Consider the following 22519-nt stretch of genomic DNA (forward strand, 5'->3'; position numbering starts at 1 on the left):
AATTCCATGAAAGGCAGCCTGAAAGCAAGTATATTGAACTACTTACGCGCAATAGATCCCACGGTAATTTGCCGTAGAATAGAAAACGGGCAACAACACAGGTGGACAAAGAGGTCTAAATTTCTATCAAGGATTGAAATAGTCCTGTTCTCCTGTACGCCTTTGCTCATTGGCTCCTTCGGTGTAGTGTCAATTGCAGCGCCACAAAAAATTGCTCAAGTAAGTTCTGGAGATAGCATTAACCGCCCTACCCTCAAAGTTGGTAGCCAAGGAGAACGTGTGTCTGAACTTCAGGCAGCTCTTAAACTTTTGGGCTTTTACTCAGGTGCAGTAGATGGCATTTATAACGATAATACGGCTAGTGCTGTTTCCCGGTTTAAGCAAGCAGCTGGCTTGAGTCCAGATGGTATAGTTGATGCCAGCACTTGGCAAAGACTTTTCCCTAACGAACCGATAGTGACATCAACCGCTTCTTCACCTCAAGCAACATTTAATTCAGCAACCAATTTTCCGGTTCCAACTCAGCCTAGCAACGTCACCAGAGTTGTGAATTCCAGCCCAAACCCCCCAAGACCGGCTGCAAGTCAAATTGTGAATTCCAGCCCTGAGCCAAAACCCACTAACCCAAGGCAGCAGAAACCGCCGCGTCGTACTACATCCACTACTGCAAATTCCAACCCTGAGCCAAAACCTTCTAACCCAAGGCAACAGAAACCGTCTTCTCGTACTACATCCACTACCCGAACTCAATCAGCCACACGTAGTAGGCAAACTACCCAGATTCAGCCAACCCCAATTAGTAAGCGAAACCCAGGTATTCAATACACCTCACAAGGTTGGCCAATTTTGCGTGTAGGGATGCGTGGTTCTGAAGTTGTCAAGCTGCAAGAAAGACTGCAAAAGCTTGGTTTCCTGGATAGTGGTATAGATGGAGATTTTGGCGAGACAACCGAGGCGGCGGTGAAAGCTGTACAAAAGCGCTATGGATTAGAAGCTGACGGTGTAGTTGGTGGCTCTACCTGGGAAATTCTTGTGCGGCGTTATTCTTAACAAAGACGCCTCTTTGGGGTTTGGTGCTTCGGATGATTTTTTTAGTTCATTTCATGTTACACCCTACAATACGATCAAGATACCCCGATTAAGAAGTATCAATCAGTGCCAATGCTGAAAAATTACATTCCTTTTGGGTTGACAAAAGAGGACGGCAACTTTAAAAGTCGTAAAGCGCGATGTCTGTAGGATTAGCCCTTTCAAGGTGAACATTTGTACTATCAAAGAAATGATGTTTTTAACCCAATTTTGGGACTTTGGCTCAGGCGATCGCTTAATTTACAGTCCAAAAATTTGGAGGTGAATGCATAAATTCCTTGTTCAATTCCAGCCGATGCTTTAAATGCCGTAAAAACTTTGATAGTACAATATGCTCACCTTGAAAGGGCTGGTAAGTCCTATATAAATTCAATTGAATCATAGAATGGGAAAATAAAGGTGAGCAATGCCCAATTTGCTGAGCTATTAGCCTGAGACAGATAAACAGAAAATTTTATCAGTCAATATTCTATGACTTCGACCATTCCCGCTAAAACTCGGAAGTTCCCAATCCAAGCGATAGGAGCTAAGCTTTTCCACTCGTGTAACATCATTAGCCTGCTGCTCATGGTAACAAGTGGACTACAAATCTACAACGCTAACCCTGTTTTTGGTGGACGTGCAGGTTTACACGTTCCTCCAATATTTACTTTAGGGGGTTGGCTTGCGGGAGGTAGACACTGGCATTTTGCAGCAATGTGGTTATTCTCGCTGAATCTGTTATGGTATGGAATTTATGTTTTAGTTACCCGACGTTGGCTACATCGATTTGTGGGAATCAATGACCTCAAAGCATTGCAAAAAAGTCAAAATCCCCAGCGTTTAGTTTATGCTTGGCATCGCATTGCCTATACAGCCATTATTCCTATCTTAGTACTGGCGTTATTTACAGGAATAGGAATGTATAAACCTGCCCAATTTCCCTGGATTGTGGATATCTTTGGTAGTTGGGAAGCACTGCGAATTGTTCACTTTGCATCAGTACCAATGTTTATTCTCTTTGCAGTGATTCACTCTCGATTAGCGCGTCAAGCCGGAGGTTCCCAACTTACAGAATCAATGTTTTGGTAAACGAACCACGCAAATAAAAAGGGGAGATTGGGAGCAAAAGAGCAAAATAAGAAAATAATTAATAGACCTCTTGCATAAATCAAAAATAAGAACCCCACCTTTGACTTTCAAACATCCTCTTACATCAAAGTCTGCCCTCCACGCGAGCGGGGTGAGGTGTTAGGGACTTTTGCAATAGGTCTAAGTACTTATAATCATGTCTCTACTCCTATCTCTTATCTCCTGCCTTTAGAGAGTAGAGATTTATTGATTGTGAACTTAATTATCTAGGCATTTACCTTTTTTTAAACCTACAAAAATGAACTTTTTTGATAAATTAAATGGTAGTATCTCACAAAATCAAAGCTTACTATTTGTAGGACTTGACCCAAATCCAGAGATGATGCCTAAGCGTTTTGAATCTGAAGATCTCATCGCTGGGTTGGAGAAATGGTTGCGATTCATTATTGCTGAAACTGCTGATTCTGTCTGCGCTTATAAACCGACATTTGGCTTTTATGAAGCTTTGGGGATTCCAGGTTTAGAACTGCTGCATAAAACTTTAGCAGCGATTCCAGCCCACATCCCAATTATTTTAGATGCTAAACATAGTGACTTAAATACTAGTACCATTTTTGCTCGCGCTGTGTTTACAAAATGGCACGTCGATGCAATCACTCTCAGTCCCTATACCGGGCAAGATCATGTAGCTCCTTTTTTGGTATATCCTGAGAAAGCGGTGTTTATTTTATGCTGTACTTCTAATCCAGGTGCAGAAACTTTACAGCAATATCCGACAAACGAGTCACCCCTTTATTTGCAGGTGGTAAAAGAATCAAAAACCTGGGGGACTCCAGAACAATTGGGTTTGGAAGTGGGAACCACAAATCCTGAAGTTCTGGCTCTGATTCGGGGAGTTGCTCCTGAAAGAATTATCATGGCGCGTAGTATCTGGGCGGATGGTGGAAACCTGAAGCAAATTTTAGAATCAGGCTTGAATACAAGCGGTGATGGTTTGCTGATTCCGGTTCCTCAAGATATGTTGGTTAACATACATTTATCTGAGCAAATCCAGTCTTTGCGGGCAGAAATTAATCAAATAAAAACTGAAATTATTCAGGAAAATTCTACATGTTCTGTGTGGTTGCCTAATGTTTGTTTTCTAAATCAGCATCCTCAGCAGGATTTAATTTTACAACTTTATGATATTGGCTGCATTATGTTTGGTAAATTTGTCCAAGCATCAGGAGCCATATTTCCTTATTACATTGATTTACGCAAAATCATTTCCAATCCCCAAGTTTTTAGTCAAGTTATCACTTCCTATGAGGAGATTTTGAAAAACCTCAACTTTGATAGGTTAGCAGGTATTCCCTACGGTTCTTTGCCTACTGCAACTGGTTTAGCTTTACGTCTTCACTGTCCGATGATTTTTCCTCGTAAAGAGGTGAAAGCCCACGGAACTCGGAGAGTAATTGAGGGTAACTTTCAACCTGGTGAAACAGTTGTAGTGGTTGATGACATTCTCATCAGTGGCAAAAGTGTAATGGAAGGGGCAGAAAAGTTAAAATCAGCAGGATTAAACGTTAATGATATTGTGGTATTTATCGATCATGAACAAGGGGTAAGAGACAGGTTAAAAAATAATGGTTATTGCAGCCATGCGGTTTTAACTATCTCGGAAATTACTACAACTCTACATCAAGCAGGAAGAATAAATGATGAGCAATTGTTAGCTTTCAACGAAAGTTAGAGTTGCGATCGCCTATTATATCGTATCATTCTCAACAGTGAACGTATTTAATGCTCAGGCAATGCTTAGGCATCAAAATAATTATGATTTTTTCTCTCAAACAACTACTTAAATGGTTAATTTTGACGCTGCTATTTCCTCTAGTTTTTCTCAATGGTTGGCTAGCATTTCGGCTGGTTCAAAATTTTCAACCCCTGGTGACAATTCTTGTTTTAGCTACTTTATTTGCTTTTATTTTAAATTACCCTGTTTCGGTTTTGCAGCAGCGGGGAGTTAAACGTAACTATGCGGTATCTTTAGTTTTTATATTAGCGTTGATAATTTTAGTTGCTTTAGGTATTACTTTAATACCGATTGTTTTAGAGCAATTTCATGAAATGGCTAAGTTACTCCCCCAATGGATTGATTCTAGTGAAGAAAAACTCCAGAAATTAAATAATTGGGCTTTTAGTCATAAATTAAAGGTGAATTTCAGCCAGATATTAACACGAATAACTGAAGGTCTACCTGATGAATTTGAGTACCTTTCAGATAAACTTTTAGGAATTATTAGAGATACTATTGATAGTATTTCTGAAGCATTAATCATAATAGTGCTGACTTTTTATCTTTTGTTAGATGGGCCAAGACTTTGGGATGGGCTATTTAAAAAATTGCCTGGGACTTTTTCCCAGGGTGTAAGTCAATCTATTCAGCAAAACTTTCAAAATTACTTGATTGGTCAAGGAACTTTGGCCTTGCTAATGGGAGTTTCAGAAACATTAATGTTTTTAGTTTTTCAAGTCCCGTTTGGTTTACTATTTGGTTTTGGAGTTGGGCTTTTGAGCTTAGTTCCCTTTGGGGATGTGGTTAGTCTTGTTGTAATAACTTTAATCATAGCCTCACACAACTTTTGGTTAGCAGTGAAGGTTTTTGCAGTGGCTGTTGTCATTGACCAGTTAATTGATCAGGCGATCGCACCACGTCTTTTAGGTAAATTTACTGGGCTTCGACCAATATGGGTGTTAATCGCCTTGCTTGCAGGAACCAATATTGGAGGGGTATTAGGTTTGCTAATTGCGGTTCCTGTGGCTGGTTTTATCAAAGATGCAGCAGATGGTTTTTCTAAATCTGATTATCCTGAGAATGTAGCAAAGAGTGAAACGACATCAGAATTATTAGCAAAGGAATCAATATCGCAATGATTTACGGATGCCATGAAATATCGTAATTATTAGGTTGAATATTCGCTTGCAAAACTAACATAAAACGTTAACTTTGGGGTTTAATTTATCAAAAAAAACATCCAATTCATCGTCAGATAAATGCATGAAATCAGGTTTGTTTATTGAGACTTTAAACATTTAATTATGTCCTAAAACTTTGATAAAAAATTTGTATTTAGCTAAAAATTGGTATTTTGCAATTTTGACTATAACTGTAAAATTGAGGAGTCAGATTAACTCATAATTCCAAGAATAATACAATGGCTAAAATATTAATTTCCGACTTTGAACTTATTGATCTAGAAACATTTTTGCATGAACTGGCTCCAGCCAAAGTGGATACTGTACAGGGGGGTTATTTCGAGCCTTGGGAAAATTTTTTGCAGCCTTGGGGAATTTTTTCGGGCGGGAGGTTTCTTTCTAGCCCTGATGGAGTTATTTCAAATCCTGGAGGAGTTCTTTCTACACCCGCGGGAATTCTCCAATATTGAGTCCAGGTAGAGATACACCATGTAGAGACGTTGCATTGCCATGTAGAGACGTTGCATTGCAACGTCTCTACCAAAGGATTTGTTGCAACCGTTAATTGAATCGGTATAAGAGGCGAATTCAAATCTTTTCCAATGAGGTACGTGTTTAGTGCTGAAATGGTCGAAAAAGAGGGATTTTCGAGGTTGAAAGACTGTACTTCATAACATCAGGAAGCGCTGTAAATAAACCATATTGCAATACGGTTCAGTTAAGGTCAGTAATTGACATTATTCTCAATATTTAAACCTAAGAATAAGTCTTTCAGCATTAGAAAAATTGGGATTTTTCGTTAACTGAACCGTATTGAACCATATTGAGTGTTAAGCCTTCTGTTCGCCAAAGGCGGATAAAAAAGCCCCCAGCATTTCTACTGGGGGTTAGAATTAATACCATTTCACTTTATGTTTGCCGGAGATGCCCCCGTCTGCGCCTCTGCCTAAGCAAGAGGCTGGAGTGTTTATCAAATATTACAGCAAAAAGTGATCAGGTATAAATGGTATAAACGTTAGCCAACATTTGCTAATAGCAATTCTCGTTTTTCTGACTTTTGGACTCTCACTTGACCATCATCGTCAACATCAACAATGGCTGTGTCTCCATCTAGGATTTGACTAGACAGCAGGGCTTCAGCAAGAGAATCTTCTAAAAGGCGCATAATTGCGCGACGCAATGGTCTAGCACCATAGCTGGGATTATAGCCTTCTTGTACCACAAGCTCTTTGAAGCGTTCGGTGACTTCTAAGCTAATTCCTCTTTCAGTTAAGCGAGTTGAAACATCGCGGAGCATAATATCAGCGATTTGCTTGACTTCATTCTTAGAAAGCTGGGTGAAGACGATAATCTCATCAACACGGTTAAGAAACTCAGGACGGAAGTAAGCTTTTAACTCCTCATTTACCAGGGTGCGGATACGGTTGTAACTAGCTTCGGGTTGATTGTCGAACTCAAACCCTAAACTACTGCCACCTTTTTCAATTACCTTAGAACCAATGTTAGAAGTCAAGATAATTAGTGTGTTCTTGAAGTCTACTTTCCGGCCTTTGGCATCGGTGAGATGCCCGTCATCCAAAATTTGCAGTAGCATATTGAATACATCGGGGTGCGCTTTTTCGATTTCATCGAATAGCAGTACCGTGTAAGGTTTACGCCGCACAGCTTCGGTAAGTTGTCCACCTTCATCGTATCCGACATAACCAGGTGGCGAACCAATGAGCTTGGAGACGGTATGGCTTTCCATAAATTCGGACATATCCAAGCGAATCATTGAGTCTTCTGAACCGAAGAAGTAAGCAGCCAATGCCTTCGCCAATTCTGTTTTACCGACTCCAGTAGGCCCAGAGAAGATAAAGCTAGCGATGGGACGATTGGGGCTTTTTAGTCCCACTCTGGCACGACGGATACCGCGAGATACAGCCGAGACTGCCTGTTCTTGACCGATTAGCCGTTGATGAAGAGTGTCTTCCAAGTGTAATAACAATTCTGACTCCGATTCAGTCAGCTTGTTAACTGGTACGCCAGTCCACGAGGCAACGATTTGGGCGATGTCTTCCTCGTCAACGATAGTAGAACTGACAGGCTTATCGTCTTGTGGAAATGTTGCCTGTAATTGTGTTGTGAGTTCCAATTCCTGGTCGCGCAGTTGTCCAGCTTTGTCAAAATCCTGGACTCTTACAGATGCTTCTTTGGCTTTGGTAACACCAGTGAGTTCACGCTTGAGTTCTTTATTGGGAGAAACTTGGGAGTTCCGCAGACGAACGCGAGAACCAGCTTCATCAATCAAGTCAATTGCCTTATCTGGCAAAAAGCGATCGCTAATGTAGCGGTCTGACAACTGTGCTGCTGCGACAATCGCTGCATCAGAAATAGTCACTTTATGGTGTTGCTCATAAGCTTGACGCAAGCCGTAGAGAATTTCAATAGTTTCTTCTACTGAAGGTTCCCCTACCATAATCGGTTGGAAACGACGCTCTAGGGCGGCATCGCGCTCGATATGCTGACGATACTCATCGAGGGTAGTTGCGCCGATGCACTGGAGTTCACCGCGTGCTAGGGCGGGTTTAAGGATGTTGGCTGCATCCAAGCCACCTTCTGTACCACCAGCACCAACTAGCGTGTGAATTTCGTCAATTACCAGGATGATATTGCCTACAGTACGGACTTCTTCCACGACTTTTTTGATGCGTTCTTCAAAATCGCCACGGAAGCGAGTCCCAGCTACTAGCGACCCCATATCGAGGCTAATGACCTGCTTGTTTTGTAATGTTTCGGGAACATCTTGGTTGACAATACGTTGAGCTAGACCTTCTGCGATCGCAGTTTTACCAACTCCTGGTTCCCCAATTAATACTGGGTTATTCTTGGTACGACGCCCCAGGATTTGGATAGCACGCTCAATTTCTTTTTGGCGACCAACTACAGGGTCAAGCCTGCCTTCTTGGGCTAGTTTGGTAAGATTTCTACCAAACTCTTCCATCGTTAGTGTTTGGGTACGCTTTTGACCACCACTTCCAGCGAAAACAGAGGTGTTTTCACCCAAGCGGCGAACTACAGCACTACGGACACTCTTGAGGTCAACCCCTAGATTTTGCAGTACTTTAGCGGCGACACCTTCACCAGCTTCGGTCAATCCCAAGAGTAGGTGTTCAGTATTAATGTAATTTTGTCCCAAGCTATGAGCTTCTTTAAACGATTGCTCAAAGAGGCTTTTTACCTTGGGGGTAAAAGGGATTTCTGGTGGTACAAAACCAGAACCTCTACCAATTATTTTTTCTACCTCGCGACGTGCATCTTTTAGCGTCACGCCCAATTCGGTCAGCACTTTAGCAGCAACCCCGGTTCCTTCTCCCATCAAACCCAGGAGAATTTGCTCAGTTCCTACAAAGTTGTGTCCTAGGCGACGTGCCTCCTCCTGAGCGAGCATAATTACTCTAATAGCTTCGGAAGTGAAGTGTTCAAACATAGCGGGTTCTTGCTCCCTTGCTGCTTGGACTTTGGGTGAGATAAAATTCACCCTCATCTAAAGTTTTTTGTATTTTCTTAAGGACAATGTATCTTTATTTAAAGTTGAATGGCAGTGGTGAGAGCCGTAAGAGCTAAGGTGTAGTTGCCGTCTTCAGATAATTAGGGGTAGATGGAGAGACTCTTAACACTTGACTCTTAATGAATCCACGTCCTGTTATAGGTATAAAGAATGACTGAAGCAACCACAGGTAAAGACCAACAACATCCCCTTTACAATCGCGATCGCCCCCTTATTGATATTTTACTCGCTCAAGAGGCGACAGATTACAATTTAGCAGAATTAGCTAGACTACGAATGCGTTATCAAGGTTTTCCAGGGGCAAGAGACATCCAACAAGATTTGGATAAAGTCTTGCAGCAGTGGGGTTTGAGCGAAGCCGAACTTTATGAGAGAACTCGCCAAATTCATCACCTGGGAGGTATTTACAAAAGTCGCGGCAAAAAAGACGAGCAAGACTGGAATTAAGATAATAAGATGGCGATCGCCACATTATTAAGAGAAATCACCGAAACTGCTGCTCAGACACTCTTGGTGGAGCGAGTTGGTGTGTGGTTATATAACGAAGACCGCTCAAGAATGGAATGCATTAATTTGTATAATTTTTGTACTAAGGAGCATACCTTTGGTGTGTCGCTTTTGAAAGCAAATTATCCGACTTATTTCCAGGCTTTAGAAGAGGAATATAGTATTACTGTATCTGATGCCAAAAACGATATCAGAACTCAACAATTATGCCAGTCTAATTCTTTTTTAGACATCACATCCTTACTGCATGTACCGATTTGGTTAGGGGAACGTTTGGTGGGTGTAGTTTGCCACGAACATGTTGGCGAGGTTCGCCAGTGGACTTTCCAGGAAGAGAATTTTGCTAATTCGATTGCAGACTTCGTGGCGCTGGCCATAGAAGCAAGCGAGCAAAATACTGTACACGAAGCACTACGACAGAGTGAGGCACAATTTCGGGCGATTTTTGAGCGTTCTTCTATCGGTATTGCGCTTATAGATCTCAAAGCACAGATTGTTGATAACAATCCGGCGCTGTGCGAAATCTTAGGATACAGCCGAGAAGAACTATATAGTCAACGTTTTACAGATTACATTGCAATACAAAGGGGAGATTTAGAACTTTACAAGCAACTAGTCTCAGGAATTCGCGTAGATACTGAGAAAAGTACAAGGGTGGGCTTCCAAGCGTCGGAACTTCTCCCAAGGGAAGACGCCAAGGGCGAGCGGGAGCAGCTTGTCGCTAGACATCGCATTGAGATGGAAAGACATTGCTTGCATAAAGATGGTAACTTAGTTTGGACTCATATCTCTGTTTCCGTCATTCCACGCACAAATGATGAACCTGAGTTGTTTCTGGCGATGATTGAGGACATTACTGAGCGCAAGCAAACAGAGTTGAAACTTCGTGCTTCTCAAGAAGCAGCAGAAGCTGGTAGTCGGGCGAAAAGTGAATTTTTAGCAACCATGAGCCACGAACTGCGAACGCCTCTCAATGCAATTATGGGCTTGTCGCAGTTGCTACAACAAGAAATCGTTGGCTCTCTCAATGACAAGCAGCAAGAATATATAAGTTGTATATATAGTAGTGGTGAACATCTATTAGCACTGATTAACGATATCCTTGATTTATCTAAGGTGGAAGCAGGCAAAGAAGATTTATTGCTGTTACCTTTGTCAGTGCCAGAGTTGTGTAATTATGCCATATTAACAGTGAGCGATCGCGCTTCAGAAAAGGGATTGCAACTCACAAGTAAAATTGACCCAGAAGCCGATATTTGCATCGTCGATGAGCGGCGCATCAAGCAAATGTTACTCAATTTACTCACCAATGCCATTAAATTTACTCCAACAGGTGAGGTGTCGCTGGTAGTGAAAAAAGTAGCCGAAGGGATAAAGTTTACAGTTTCAGATACTGGAATTGGTATTGACTCAAGTCAGTTTCAATTTCTGTTTGAACCGTTTAAACAGCTTGATAGTCAGTTAAATCGTCAGTATGAAGGAACTGGATTAGGTTTAGCCTTGACACGGAAATTAGCGCGTTTGCATGGTGGAGATGTGACAGTAACATCGACTTTGGGAGAAGGTAGTCAGTTTACTGTGTTTTTGCCAAATCTAGCGCCTTTGGAAGAAGAGGGGAGCAAATGATTTTTGATTTACATCAAAATCTTTTTGGGTTTTGTTTACAAAATAAGTAGGGTATGTGCCCTACTTATTTTGTACTTTAATCAGCACCTTCAATTGGTGCAAAACCTTGACGCTGAATATTTTCTGTCACTGTGCGCGGTTCGAGGAATTGTAGCAGGTAATCAGGGCCCCCTGCTTTAGAACCAACACCAGAAAGTTTGAATCCACCAAAGGGTTGCCGTGCAACTATAGCACCTGTGATGGTGCGGTTAATGTACAAATTACCGACTTCAAAATCTGTCTGCGCTTGCTGAATGTGCGAAGGTGTGCGTGAGTAAAGTCCTCCAGTCAGAGCATAGTTTGTACCGTTAGCAACTACTAAAGCTTCTGGGAAATCCTTCACCCGAATGACTGCAACAACAGGGCCAAAAATTTCTTGTTGGGAAATTACTGCATTTGGTGGTACTTCTGTAAAGATGACAGGCCCGATAAAATATCCTTGATTTGGGGCTGGTAACTCCAACGCTAATTGCGCTTCTGCCTTACCTTTCTCAATATACTCGCGGATGCGATCGCGGGCGTTAGCATCAATCACCGGGCCAACTTGCGTGCTGGGTAACTCTGCTTCCCCAATGTTCAAGGATTTTGTCGCTTCCACTAACCGCCGTACAAAATTATCATAAACCGATTGCAGCACAACTACCCGCGAACAAGCAGAACATTTTTGTCCGCTGTAACCAAATGCTGACTGCACTACACCCACAACTGCTTGGTCTAAATCAGCACTTTCATCTACAATAATAGTGTTCTTGCCGCCCATTTCAGCAATCACCCGTTTCATGTGCTTTTGACTAGGTTTCAAGGTTGCTGCTTCTGCATAAATTCTACATCCCACTTCCTGGGAACCTGTAAAAGCAATTACATGAGTATCCGGGTGATTTACCAAGTAAGCACCAACTTGTGAACCCTTACCAGGTACGTATTGAAATACACCTTTAGGGATACCAGCTTCTATTAAAATTTCTGTGAGTTTAGCAGTAATCACAGAAGATGTTTCAGCGGGTTTGAGAAGAGTACAATTACCTGTAACCAAGGCTGCAACAGTCATTCCACAAGCGATCGCCAGCGGAAAATTCCAGGGAGAAATCACCACAGCAATTCCTCGTGGTTGATATATATAATGATTAGTCTCACCAGGTATATCGTAATTAACACCTTGATCCAAGCGTTCCATTTCATCGGCATAGTACCGACAAAAGTCTATCGCCTCAGAAACCTCTCCATCAGCTTCCTTAACTGGTTTACCAACTTCCACAACTATCCAAGCAGAAAGTTCATCCCGGCGTTGTTCCATCAAATCACCAGCTTTCCGCAAAATATCCGCACGTTGTTTAGCTGGCGTCTTCCTCCAACCGGGAAACGCTGCTTTAGCAGCTTGCATCGCCTGTTCAGCTTGTTCAACGCTAATCAATCCAACTTTCCCAATTACCTCACTAAAATTAGAAGGATTGAGAGAATCAACAAATTCTGGCGTGTTAACATACTCCCCATTAATCAACGGCAAATAAGTTCTACCAAGCTGTTGGCGAACCCCTTGAAAAGCTTGCGCCGCTTTCCTTCTCCCTTCCTCCTCCGCATAATCTGTATCCGCCGCACCGAGGAAGGAAAGCGGGAGAGAAGGGGAAAGGGGGACAGGGGGAGACTGTTGTAACACTGGTGGTGCTAACAATTCCTCAATCGGTCTATTTTCCAGATTTTGTCGTAAAAAAGAACTATTAGCCGTATTTTCCAACAAACGGCGAATCAGATAAGCCATCCCTGGCAACAGTTCACCATAGGGACAGTAGACTCTCACCCGATAACCCCTGTCAACTAGCGCTCTTGCGATTTTATCACCCATGCCGTAAAGGACTTGCATCTCAAAGTGACGGCGGGGAACATTTAAACTTTCAGCTATTGCAATGGCACGAGCGTGCGATCGCACGTTATGGCTACCAATGGCAGAATACACATATTGATGATTCTCTAGCAATAACTGAGTGATCGTTTCAAAGTTAGCATCCGTTGCAGCTTTATCGTTGTAAACTGGCTGTGGCCAATGTTTCTGTGCTGCTTTGATAGTTTCTTGATCCCAATATGCGCCTTTTACTAAGCGGATTGTCAGGGGATAACCACGCTGTTTCAACCAAGAAATTAAGTCTTTGGCATCTTGCTCGCTGTCACGCAGATATGCTTGAATTGTGATCCCAATATCTGTACGTTGCCTAAACTCTTCTTCCAACAACAGTTTTTTCAGGATAGTGAGAGTTATATCTTTGTAGGCATACTGCTCCATATCAAAATGTACAGCTGCGCCTAATTCTTGAGCACGACGTAAGAGAATGCGAATGCGATCGCTAACTCGTTCCTCACTACCTGTAGCATCTAATGGGTCAAATTGAGAATAAAACGCCGTTAGCTTAACAGAAACCTGAACTTTTGGTAGCGGTTCGCCATTTGCTTCATCAATAGCCGGGATAATTGTCCAATTCTTGGATGCTTCCACTAATTGTTGCATCAATTCTAGATAGCGTTCTAGATAAGACTGCGCTTCTGCTTCGGTAATCACCGCTTCACCAAGTAAGTCGATGGTGAAAGCCATTTTTTCCTTTCGCAGTCGTTCAACTGTTTTGATGACTTGTTTAATATTTTCACCAGAAATATATTTATGAGCAAGAGTCTCAACCGCTGTGCCAACAGTTGTAGCAGCAACTTGTCCTGGCATAGAGTCTGGGTTAGCAAAGTTTAGCATTCCCTTCAGGGCTGCCGGTAATTCTACAGATTCATCTCCTAAATATTCTTGTAAATGTGAGGCAATTTCTGATTTACTGTGCAAAGCAGGTAGCGTGTCTATGAAACGAAATAGCTGCACCCGCAACCCAGGATTACTCATCGCCCAAGCAAGTAATTTATCATCCCAGCGCATTTGATCGCGCAGAGAAGCAAAGAATGAGCGATTTTCTTGTGTTACTGCAAGAAGTTGTTTAGCAATTTCTTGGGTTTTAGCTTCGTAGGTGCTTGTTTGTACTTGTAATACCACTGATAATTAACTCCTTAATTTTGGGGATTGGGCATTGGGGATTGGGCATTGGGGATTGGGCATTGGGGATTGGGCATTGGGGCTGTGTCTTCTATTTTGACGTTTTCATTTGGCTGTTACCATATTTAAAACGCTGGATAGTTAGGTTTTTTATAGAGGATTTTTGAACTCGGTGTAAAACAATATTAAAGTGGTGTCAATAAAGTAGCCAACGCCAGTCCGTACACTTATTCAACAAGTATTTGGTGTGGAAAAACTTAGGTTTAGCACCCCTAGTAATGGCTAGTGTTTACCTTGGGGGTTGTACAAAACAGCCGACAGATGACCAATTAGAAGTATGGCGTAAAGAAGCGATCGCCCGCAATACTCAAATTATAGAGAAAAGTAATTGATTTATTTAACAGCATAACTACGGATAACATCTAGGAAACAAACTGCTTTAAATTAGTTAATCTTAACAGAGCAATTGTTAACACCGTAGAACATACTACTAAGATATCTATTGTTAAAAATAATATATTCAAAGGTATTCCAATATTTATGCTAACTGGATAATTGATAATTAATAAAATAAACAAATACTGCCAGTACTTATGTAAGACAAATAAACCAAGCGAATATTTCGCTAACTTTTGGGTTAACCAATTACCTTGAATTTTTAAGGGATGAATAAAACAGAATAGAGTTAATGCTCCAAAGACCACAGAAATCCTGCTATGGATTCCTGGAGAATAGTTATAATAACGTAAACAAATATCATGCAGAGAAAACAGTATATATGTAGCTAAGTAGTAAAATTTAAATTTTACTACTTTATTTGTATAGTTAACTAATGCAAAAGCTATTGGGACATAAATCAGAAAATTCCTAAGATAATAGTAAGGTACAGAAAATTTTGGTAAGCAAGTTAGCTCAAACAATATCAAAGAAAATATTACAATTATGTAAGATAATAATTTCTTGTGATTAAAATTCAGACTTTGGTAGAAATAAGCAAAAACAATTAAAATAATTAAATTGAAAAGAAAATAGAGAACTGAATCGCCTACTAAAGGTAGAATCGGTTCTATCCCTATAATCATCTCCCAGGATAAATTGGGAAATTTAGAATTTATAATAGTAGCAAATACGATTTGGATTACTGACCAAAAAATAAATATACTACATAACTTTACCAGTCTTTTTTTTAGATAGTTTTTATTGCGTATTTTCTGGAAAAATAAATAAAGAGAAACAATATAAAATATAGGAACTGCAATAAGAGTTAATTGCCAATTAAAGATTTCAACTAAGCCGTTAAGAAAATATATAAATGTATGGTTATCATTCCTTGTAACAAATCTAACTGGCTGTAAATGCCAAAATAAAATCAAAATAATGCTAATGGCTTTTAAAGTATCTAACCCTTGATCTCTTTCTATTTTCATCATTTTTTACAATATCACATAATTTTGTTTAGCTAATTTTATTAAACAAATTGATGCTTAATCCAGAGACTTTCTATAGGATTCCTATTTGATTTTTGAAAGAACTGCGTACACCTCTAACTCCCTTTTTTTCCATTTCCCATTCCCTATCCCCTATCCCCCATTCCCTGTTTCTACAAGTCAGTTCACGAATCAAATCGGATTACTATAATTAATATATGTTTATATGAAAAGCCACTGGGTATAATCTCCACCTAACACAATATCCAGCTAATAAGGAAACTACGAACTAATCCTCACATCAATGTAAAAACCAGACCCAGTATTAAGTTTTAGCGCCTACCACCACCGCGATAAGGCACTTTAGCACCTTTTAAATTTTTGTTAGGTAGCAACACTTCTTGAGGTTGTTGCTGCTGAATTTGTTGCTGAGCCAATCGTACACGGGTGCGAACTCCGATATCTGCATCTGTATCAATCATTTGCTGAAATTGCTCTGTAATGTGTGAGACTTGTTCTGGTGAAGTGATTGCTATTACCATCGCTAATGTTTCTAAACTAGTCACTGCTGCGTAGCGTACTACCCACTCTGGATCTTGAGCAATTAGTAATAGCGCCTCTAGTACTTGCGTCTGAACAGATTCAACTTGCTCAGGTGGTACTTGATGCCAGCGCAAAGTGCCTAACCCTCTGGCAGCTGCCCGCCTTACACTTAGGGAAAAATCGTTTTTTGCTGCCTCTAGTAAGGTATCCAGTGCTCGAAAATCTCCAATCCCCGCTAAGGCACGAAGTGCCCAGGCTCTAGCCCCATAATTGTAGTCATCAATTAGTTGCAATAATGGCTGTACTGCGACTTCACCAATCGCTATTAGTCCATCCACCGCAGCCACCGCAGCCCCCGGATTGTTGTACCCCAAAGCTGCAATTAGAGTGGGAACAGATTCCTCTATACCAGCTGCTGCTAACTGCTCAACTGCATCTAATAAGCGCTCGGATGAATCTGCTGCTTCCACCGCACGGATTAGTTTTTGGGCAAGAGCATGATCATTCATAATAATTTTCAATAGTCATTAGTTGTCAGCCAATTGTAGCTTAGGTTCCACTTAATACAATAAGGGGACTCTAAGTTATGTTTTACATAGCGTCTACATTATTTATCTTGTAAAATTTTTATTGTTTTGTATGTATGACAAAAATATATGAAAAAATTCCATAGCAAAGATTTGGAACAAAGAAAAAACTGGTATAGCGAAGTAGCAGACGCATACAATAAAGCAAGACCGCATATAGGATGCTCGATCCACACAATAGGGATGCTTTGTTTGAAAGTTTGAGGGAAGTTCTAGATCAAAACTGCACAAACAGTATCCAGATTTCGTATCTTTCAGCTTTTTCCGTTGCCCAAAAAATATAGACCATCAGAGTCTTGAATGATGAGACTACAATAGCGAGTCCATTAAATTCATGACTCTAACAGCACCTTCTGATAATGAGCTTGCTGCTGTTTGGTGTACTTGATGTTCTAATAATCCTTTGAGAGCAATTAGCTTCAGGCTGTTTTCTGCCAGAGTTTCGGCGATCGCCTCCGCTGCGGGTAGGTATCCAATCGCTCCCAAGTCTGCCAGTACTGCCCGACGTAATTGCAATTTATCACCAGTTAAAGCCTGCACCAACCGTTCCCCATAAGCTGGTTCTTGGGTTAATTGATACATGGCTCTTGCCGCAGCATATTGCACTAATTCCACAGAATGCTCAAGAAATGGCTTGACTAAAGGGATGCACTCAGTAGCTCTCAAGGTTCCCAAGGCTTCTAAAATGGCGTCAAATGGTTGAGATAAATCAGGCTGTGATCTTAGTTGCTCTCCCTGCAAGCCTGCTTTCAAGAGCTTGATCAGCGCAGGAATACAAACTGGATCGCCCAGCATCTCTAAAGATTGCGCGGCTGCTTCCCGTACATAAAAATCTGGGCAGTCTAAACACGCAATTAAAGGTGATACTGCTTGGCGATCGCCCAGTTTTCCTAATGCTCTAGCTGCATTCCGACGCAAAGGATATCCGCCTTCTGGTGTCCTGTCGGCTTCATCCTCTAACGCTCTAATCAATCCTGTAATAGCAGCAGCTTCACATATCCGAAACCTACCCAACCACCAAGCAGCATAAAACCGCAGACCTAAATCTGCACTTTCCAGATTAGCGATCGCTTGCTCCACTGTTAAAGATTCACCGTCGGCATTACCTCTGGGTGATACATCTTCAAAATTCTGCGAACTGGAATTCATTCAGAAGGAGCGTTTTGTGTGTTATCTGTTTGACTCTCAGCATTCAATGGCTGAATGTTGACTATTTTGCCACCCAAACGTATAATCCTTTGCATTTCTTGATTCATCCTGTGCTCAGGCACCGTGATAAATACAGTTGCACTAGAACGAATGGGATAGTCCACTTTGTCTGTTTCTTCGCTTTGGCGCAGACCGACTACTTCATAACGAAAGTAGCGGCTACCAGTTCTACCACCGATAATTTGTCCAAGCATAAATTAATTCCCAATTCAAGATTGTCATTAGTCCTTTGTCTAAAACGAATGACTAATAACAAATGACCAATGACATTTAAAGTGGCTTCACACTAGCGATTTTACCACCTTGCTTTAGCACTCTTTGGAAGTAACTAGATAGTTCTTCATAAGGGATTACTACAGCTTGATTAACACGGCGGATGTTGGGATAACCAGCTCCAAAAACGCCTGCTACTTCAACGCGGTACATTCTGCCTTCTTTGCCAAAGGTTCCCGCACCACCGAAAGTACTGTTGGGGGTAACGCCTTTTCCGGGAGCAACATAAGCAAAGCCTGAGCTACCACTACCAGAGGGAGGAACTACAGAGGAAGAACTGTTGCGACCTAGTTCACCAGCCAGGCGGGAGGAATTGCCTTTGAGTTGGGAGCGATCGCTACTGGCATAACCGCGATAGAGTTGAAATATCCGGCTAAATCCCACTGTTTTCTGACCTTGTTGGGTTTGAAAACCGCGATAGTAGGGTACAATGTTTTCACCAAAACTACCCTGATACTCTGGCGAATCAATATAGGAATCAATGTCGGCTTCGTACCCTTTGTTTTGGTATAAGTCCAAGTGATAGATCACCTCAGACTCATCATAGGGAGCGCGACCTAACAAATGTTTATAATTGAGCTCAATTACGCGAGTTTGAAAACTGTTGTAGAAAAACTTAGATTTGTACAGTTCTGATTTAGCTACTTGACGCACAAACTCTTGCACTGTAGTCTTGCCATCGCGCAGGAGAGATTCTGCGCTTGTGAGCCGCTCAGACTTCATTAAATAGTCGTTGCCCAACAACTGACGATAGACGGCAGAAATTACTGTCTCTATCTCTTCTTTCGTTGCATTCAGACGCAACTCTACAGGAGCGATATCACTAAAAGCTTCTGTTCCCAGGCGGGACGCTGCTGTTGTAATAGCCATTGGTAATTATCCTTCTTTTAACTCCGTGTTTGGAGAATGGTCAGTAGTTATTGGTACTGAAATCTCGATTCCGGGGCAAAAAACCGATTCTTTCGTAGAGACGTTGCAATGCAACGTCTCTACATTTAAAGTTGCATTGCAACGTTTCTACATTGAACGAAAATAAATCGGGTTTTTGCGATTACTGAATCATCGTTCCCAGTACCTTGCCTATTCCCCATTCTCCATTCCCTAATCTTTATTTATACAGGCGTAATGCTAATCACCTTACTACCCTTGCGATTAAGCTGTTGCAACTTACTAGAAAGTTGCTCGTAAGGCACGAGTATTTCTGCTGTACCCCGCCGTACTACTGCTGAGTTTGGGGAAGCAGCTTGTAGTAGCCTAATCCGGTATGTTTCCCCACGATTACCTGTAGATGTACCCGTCAATGCTCCTGTAGAGACTGGGTAGATGGGTGAAGCAAGATTCTTAGCCACTTCCCAGGTTAGCCGTCCTTGTTTTTGCCCTGGAGCGCGATCGCTACTAGCATAACCCCGATACAGTTGGAACATTCGGCTATAACCAACATTTTTTTGTCCTACTTGGCTTTTAAAACCACGATAGTAGGGCACAATATTTTCGCCAAAGCTCTCTTGATATTCTGGTGAGTCAATATAGGAGCTTATTTCCGCTTCATACCCCTGTGAGTTGTAAATCTCAACGTGGTAAGTAATTTCTGATTCATCGTTGGGTGCGCGACCCAATAAATGCTTATAATTTAGCTCAATGAACCGAATTTGGGAGTTAGAGTGGAAAAACTTTTCCCGATAGAGTTCTGATTCTGCGATCGCCCGTACAAAACCCCGAACTGAGATCAAACCTTGGTGCAATAGTGATTCGGCACTGACAAGTCGTTCTCCTTCCAGCAGGTATGTATTACCCAAAACCTGACGGTAAGCTGCACGAATGATTACTTCCACATCCGCTTCTGTTCTATCAGGACGTAGTTCTGCTAATACTGAGTTTTCAAAGGGCCCAATCCCTAATCTTGCTGCTTGTGCCAAAGCTGCCATCTTTAAACCTCCCAGTTTTAACTGCAAAACCAAAAACTTTTTAGAAATTTTTTTTTCTAGTCTTTTAACAGTCTTTTTTCTGAAAATAAAACTGCCCAGAAAGGCAAACCAACCCCTAGCTAATTGCTAACAGAGCTTGTTTCCCTTTCCGGGCTAAGTACACTCTCTAGCTTAGAGCGTTAATCGCGTAGTCGATGTAAGAATTGGCTTCTACCGCTGGATCGCCACTTAGACCGTGGTTAGCCTTGATGTACTTCAGGGCTTCAACGTACCAGCTAGGAGACAGGTCAAAGGTGCGGTTGATTTCGGCTAAGCCTGAAACCAAGAAATCATCCAGAGGGCCTGTGCCACCTACAACTAGAGAATAGGTAACTATCCGCAGGTAATAGCCGATGTCACGTACGCACTTAGCTTTACCAGTGTTGGTAGAAGCAAAGTTAGGCCCTTGCTGTTGGGTGGTGTAAGGGAATTTGTTGTACACCGCTTGAGCTGCGCCTTCAGCCAAACGTTGAGCATTGGCGGTCAAGCTTTTTGCTGCTTCCATGCTAGCTGGAGCTTGGCGGAAACGACCAAATGCAACTTGAAGCTCTGTGCTTGATAGAAAGCGACCTTGAGAATCTGCGGCTGCAACTGCTTCGGTAAGAGGCGTTTTCATGGGTTTGGTATCTCCCTTTTTACAATCTTGTTGAAATTTGTTTTGTCTAACTGACAGTTGTCAGTTAATAGCTAATAACGGTGATTGAGTTTAGCCTACTGCTGATGCTGCGCGGTCAAAGTAACTAGCAACTTCAGACATTAGAGAACTACAATCGCCTCTGGTGATTCCGTTGGGGTCACCAGCAATAGCTAGAGCAGCTTCCTTCATCTTTTGCACGCCAACTGCTACAGAAGCACCAGGAGTTCCTAGAGCCAAGTAGGTTTCGCGCAGACCGTTCAGACAACGGTCATCCAATACACTTGCATCACCTGCAAAGATTGCGTATGTTACATAGCGTAGGATGATTTCCATATCACGCAAACAAGCTGCCATCCGGCGGTTGGTGTAGGCATTCCCACCAGGAGCGATCAACTGGGGTTGTTCAGCAAACAGAGCGCGAGCCGCATTGGCAACAATTGCAGAGGAGTTGCTAGTAATCCGGTTGACGGTATCCGCACGCTTGTTGCCATCACGAACAATGGCGCTCAGAGCATCCAACTGAGCGGCGCTGAGGTATTCACCACGTGCATCAGCTTGGGAAACTACTTTTGCAAATGCATCTAACATTGCTTCAATCTCCTAATTTGCTTAGTTAACAACTGTTTTGTTCAAAACTGAAGGCTTCAGTTGAGTAAGTTTGATGTCAGACTGTCTGAGCCACTTGGAAAAGACCAATAACAGACATCCAAGGTATAAGTTTAAGGTTTCCAGCGTTACTAATTAAATTTTTTTTTACAAAACTTCAAATTTATATGAGCGACTGGAAAACCTCATTAAGATGTTGTTTTTTCCTTCCAAGTACTCTTTATACAATGCTGCCGTGTCATTGTTTATTACAAATTATTGTGATGTTTTTTAATTTCCTTTACAAAAATTTATAAGTTCTCTGTAGTTATGAGAACCCTGTGTTTAAAATAACACTTAAATATTTAAATCACCCAGTAAAATCAGACTAAAGATAGAAGGCAGTACCGGGGAATGGGTAATCAGAATGAGCGAGCAGGGAAAGAGAATAATTAATGACTCTACCTCTTGTCTTTTGCTCACTGGATAGATATCAATTTTCTCTCTAAGTCAAATAAAAAGCCGTGAATATACTCCTCCGTCCATTCAGCACCATAGAAGCGCTTGAACATGCCTCGTGCTGGGTCTTTTTCAGACCGATACCGCAGGTAACGCAGTTGCGCTTGCTCAATGGTTGCTAAATTGTGAGCATCATTTATCGGTTCTGCTTGCTCGACGAAATCTAGGTAAGCTTTCAGATAGTCTTGGAAAGCAGCAAATACGTGAGTTTCTACTACAGCAGTTTCCTGGGGACGAGTCCAAAGGAAAGCCGAAGAGAAAAAGGGTCGTGCTTCTTCGGGAAAATCTCCTCCCCAAGCCAGATGCTGCTGATGGGTGTGAAAAATAGGCAAGATTGGTTCAGTATACTTTGCTTGATATGCCGGATCATCCCGAAATAGGGGTTGCATATCTAGGGCGATTAGGTGTCCTCCTGGCAATGTCACCAAATCCGCACCGAAAAAGGGTAGGTCGTAGTTGAGACGTGGAAAAATTACAAAATTGAGCACTTGTAGCGAATTACCACCCTGTACGTGAGCTGCTCGAATTTGCCGCAATTTTGCGGTTTGAAAAGCATAACTAGTGGTGACAACTTGTTCCTGATTCTTTCCCTTGCCGACAGTAGCGCTCTTGGACTCAAATCCAGTGGGGATAGGATAGGGTTGCCAATCCAAGCGCGATCGCATGTAGGAAATTGCATAGTCGAGAAATGGCTGATAAAGTGTCATCTTACGTATGAAGTGTAAAGTTTAAAATCAATACAGCAATGTTTTCTTCTTTACTGGAGTTTAGACTAAAAATAAGCAAGCAGAAAATAATACTTAGAAAAGTATGGATAAAAAATTGACATATCTGGTCAGGTGAAAAGTCACTGAAAAGAAAAAGTGGTCAGCAATGTTGAACTGACCACAAATTGGTCAATGCTGATAAAAGGAAA

At 41.7% G+C, this 22519-nt stretch carries 19 protein-coding genes; 8 read left to right on the forward strand and 11 right to left on the reverse strand.

Annotation, left to right across the window (positions count from 1 at the left end; genetic code table 11):
* Window positions 1-6 precede the first annotated feature (6 nt).
* From IQ246_RS03390 to IQ246_RS03410, 5 genes are all read left to right on the forward strand, one after another.
* Window positions 7-1050 carry a peptidoglycan-binding protein gene (locus IQ246_RS03390; protein WP_194000113.1) on the forward strand — a complete coding sequence of 348 codons (1044 nt, stop codon included), beginning with the start codon at window positions 7-9 and terminating at the stop codon, window positions 1048-1050.
* 510 nt (window positions 1051-1560) lie between these two features.
* On the forward strand, window positions 1561-2160 hold the full coding sequence (locus tag IQ246_RS03395) for a cytochrome b/b6 domain-containing protein (protein WP_194000115.1): 600 nt from the start codon (window positions 1561-1563) through the stop codon (window positions 2158-2160).
* A gap of 298 nt (window positions 2161-2458) precedes the next feature.
* On the forward strand, window positions 2459-3892 hold the full coding sequence (locus IQ246_RS03400; RefSeq protein ID WP_194000117.1) for a bifunctional orotidine-5'-phosphate decarboxylase/orotate phosphoribosyltransferase: 1434 nt from the start codon (window positions 2459-2461) through the stop codon (window positions 3890-3892).
* 83 nt (window positions 3893-3975) lie between these two features.
* Window positions 3976-5076, forward strand: a complete 1101-nt coding sequence (locus IQ246_RS03405; RefSeq protein WP_194000119.1) for an AI-2E family transporter — start codon at window positions 3976-3978, stop codon at window positions 5074-5076.
* A 281-nt stretch (window positions 5077-5357) separates the two neighbouring features.
* Window positions 5358-5588, forward strand: coding sequence for a hypothetical protein (locus tag IQ246_RS03410; protein ID WP_194000121.1), 231 nt, complete (start codon window positions 5358-5360; stop codon window positions 5586-5588).
* Between the two features lie 545 nt (window positions 5589-6133).
* On the opposite strand, the gene IQ246_RS03415 is transcribed toward IQ246_RS03410, so the two are convergent.
* On the reverse strand, window positions 6134-8587 hold the full coding sequence (locus IQ246_RS03415) for an ATP-dependent Clp protease ATP-binding subunit (RefSeq protein ID WP_194000153.1): 2454 nt from the start codon (window positions 8585-8587) through the stop codon (window positions 6134-6136).
* Window positions 8588-8818: 231 nt separating this feature from the next.
* On the opposite strand from IQ246_RS03415, the gene IQ246_RS03420 reads away from it, so the two are divergent.
* Both IQ246_RS03420 and IQ246_RS03425 read left to right on the forward strand, forming a co-directional pair.
* Window positions 8819-9115, forward strand: a complete 297-nt coding sequence (locus IQ246_RS03420) for a DUF3288 family protein (RefSeq protein ID WP_194000123.1) — start codon at window positions 8819-8821, stop codon at window positions 9113-9115.
* 9 nt (window positions 9116-9124) lie between these two features.
* The gene (locus tag IQ246_RS03425) at window positions 9125-10801 is read left to right on the forward strand and encodes a GAF domain-containing sensor histidine kinase (RefSeq protein WP_194000125.1); all 1677 of its coding nucleotides are present in this window, start codon (window positions 9125-9127) and stop codon (window positions 10799-10801) included.
* A gap of 76 nt (window positions 10802-10877) precedes the next feature.
* On the opposite strand, the gene pruA is transcribed toward IQ246_RS03425, so the two are convergent.
* Window positions 10878-13859 carry an L-glutamate gamma-semialdehyde dehydrogenase gene (gene pruA, locus IQ246_RS03430; RefSeq protein ID WP_194000127.1) on the reverse strand — a complete coding sequence of 994 codons (2982 nt, stop codon included), beginning with the start codon at window positions 13857-13859 and terminating at the stop codon, window positions 10878-10880.
* A 242-nt stretch (window positions 13860-14101) separates the two neighbouring features.
* On the opposite strand from pruA, the gene IQ246_RS03435 reads away from it, so the two are divergent.
* Window positions 14102-14251: a hypothetical protein gene (locus IQ246_RS03435; protein WP_208491985.1), complete on the forward strand. Its 150-nt coding sequence runs from the start codon at window positions 14102-14104 to the stop codon at window positions 14249-14251.
* A 30-nt stretch (window positions 14252-14281) separates the two neighbouring features.
* Here IQ246_RS03435 and IQ246_RS03440 read toward each other — a convergent pair whose 3' ends face one another.
* The 9 genes from IQ246_RS03440 to IQ246_RS03480 form a co-directional block, all read right to left on the reverse strand.
* Window positions 14282-15289, reverse strand: coding sequence for an acyltransferase family protein (locus IQ246_RS03440; RefSeq protein WP_194000129.1), 1008 nt, complete (start codon window positions 15287-15289; stop codon window positions 14282-14284).
* Window positions 15290-15618: 329 nt separating this feature from the next.
* Entirely contained in the window at window positions 15619-16338 is a 720-nt protein-coding gene (locus IQ246_RS03445) for a HEAT repeat domain-containing protein (RefSeq protein ID WP_194000131.1), read from the reverse strand.
* Window positions 16339-16725: 387 nt separating this feature from the next.
* Window positions 16726-17565, reverse strand: a complete 840-nt coding sequence (locus tag IQ246_RS03450; protein ID WP_194000133.1) for a HEAT repeat domain-containing protein — start codon at window positions 17563-17565, stop codon at window positions 16726-16728.
* Entirely contained in the window at window positions 17562-17819 is a 258-nt protein-coding gene (locus tag IQ246_RS03455; protein WP_194000135.1) for a phycobilisome linker polypeptide, read from the reverse strand. Before IQ246_RS03455 ends, IQ246_RS03450 begins: the two co-directional genes overlap by 4 nt.
* Window positions 17820-17895: 76 nt before the next feature.
* On the reverse strand, window positions 17896-18768 hold the full coding sequence (locus IQ246_RS03460; RefSeq protein WP_194000137.1) for a phycobilisome linker polypeptide: 873 nt from the start codon (window positions 18766-18768) through the stop codon (window positions 17896-17898).
* 242 nt (window positions 18769-19010) lie between these two features.
* Window positions 19011-19823 carry a phycobilisome linker polypeptide gene (locus IQ246_RS03465; RefSeq protein ID WP_194000139.1) on the reverse strand — a complete coding sequence of 271 codons (813 nt, stop codon included), beginning with the start codon at window positions 19821-19823 and terminating at the stop codon, window positions 19011-19013.
* A 166-nt stretch (window positions 19824-19989) separates the two neighbouring features.
* A complete protein-coding gene (gene cpcA, locus IQ246_RS03470; RefSeq protein WP_162396186.1) occupies window positions 19990-20478 on the reverse strand; it encodes a phycocyanin subunit alpha in 489 nt (162 codons plus the stop codon).
* Window positions 20479-20568: 90 nt separating this feature from the next.
* Window positions 20569-21087 (reverse strand): phycocyanin subunit beta, encoded by a 519-nt coding sequence (locus IQ246_RS03475; protein ID WP_194000141.1) that lies wholly within the window; start codon window positions 21085-21087, stop codon window positions 20569-20571.
* Between the two features lie 476 nt (window positions 21088-21563).
* Window positions 21564-22310: a phycoerythrobilin:ferredoxin oxidoreductase gene (locus IQ246_RS03480; RefSeq protein WP_194000143.1), complete on the reverse strand. Its 747-nt coding sequence runs from the start codon at window positions 22308-22310 to the stop codon at window positions 21564-21566.
* Window positions 22311-22519: the final 209 nt, after the last annotated feature.

This window comes from aff. Roholtiella sp. LEGE 12411, assembly GCF_015206995.1.
GTDB lineage: Bacteria > Cyanobacteriota > Cyanobacteriia > Cyanobacteriales > Nostocaceae > Komarekiella.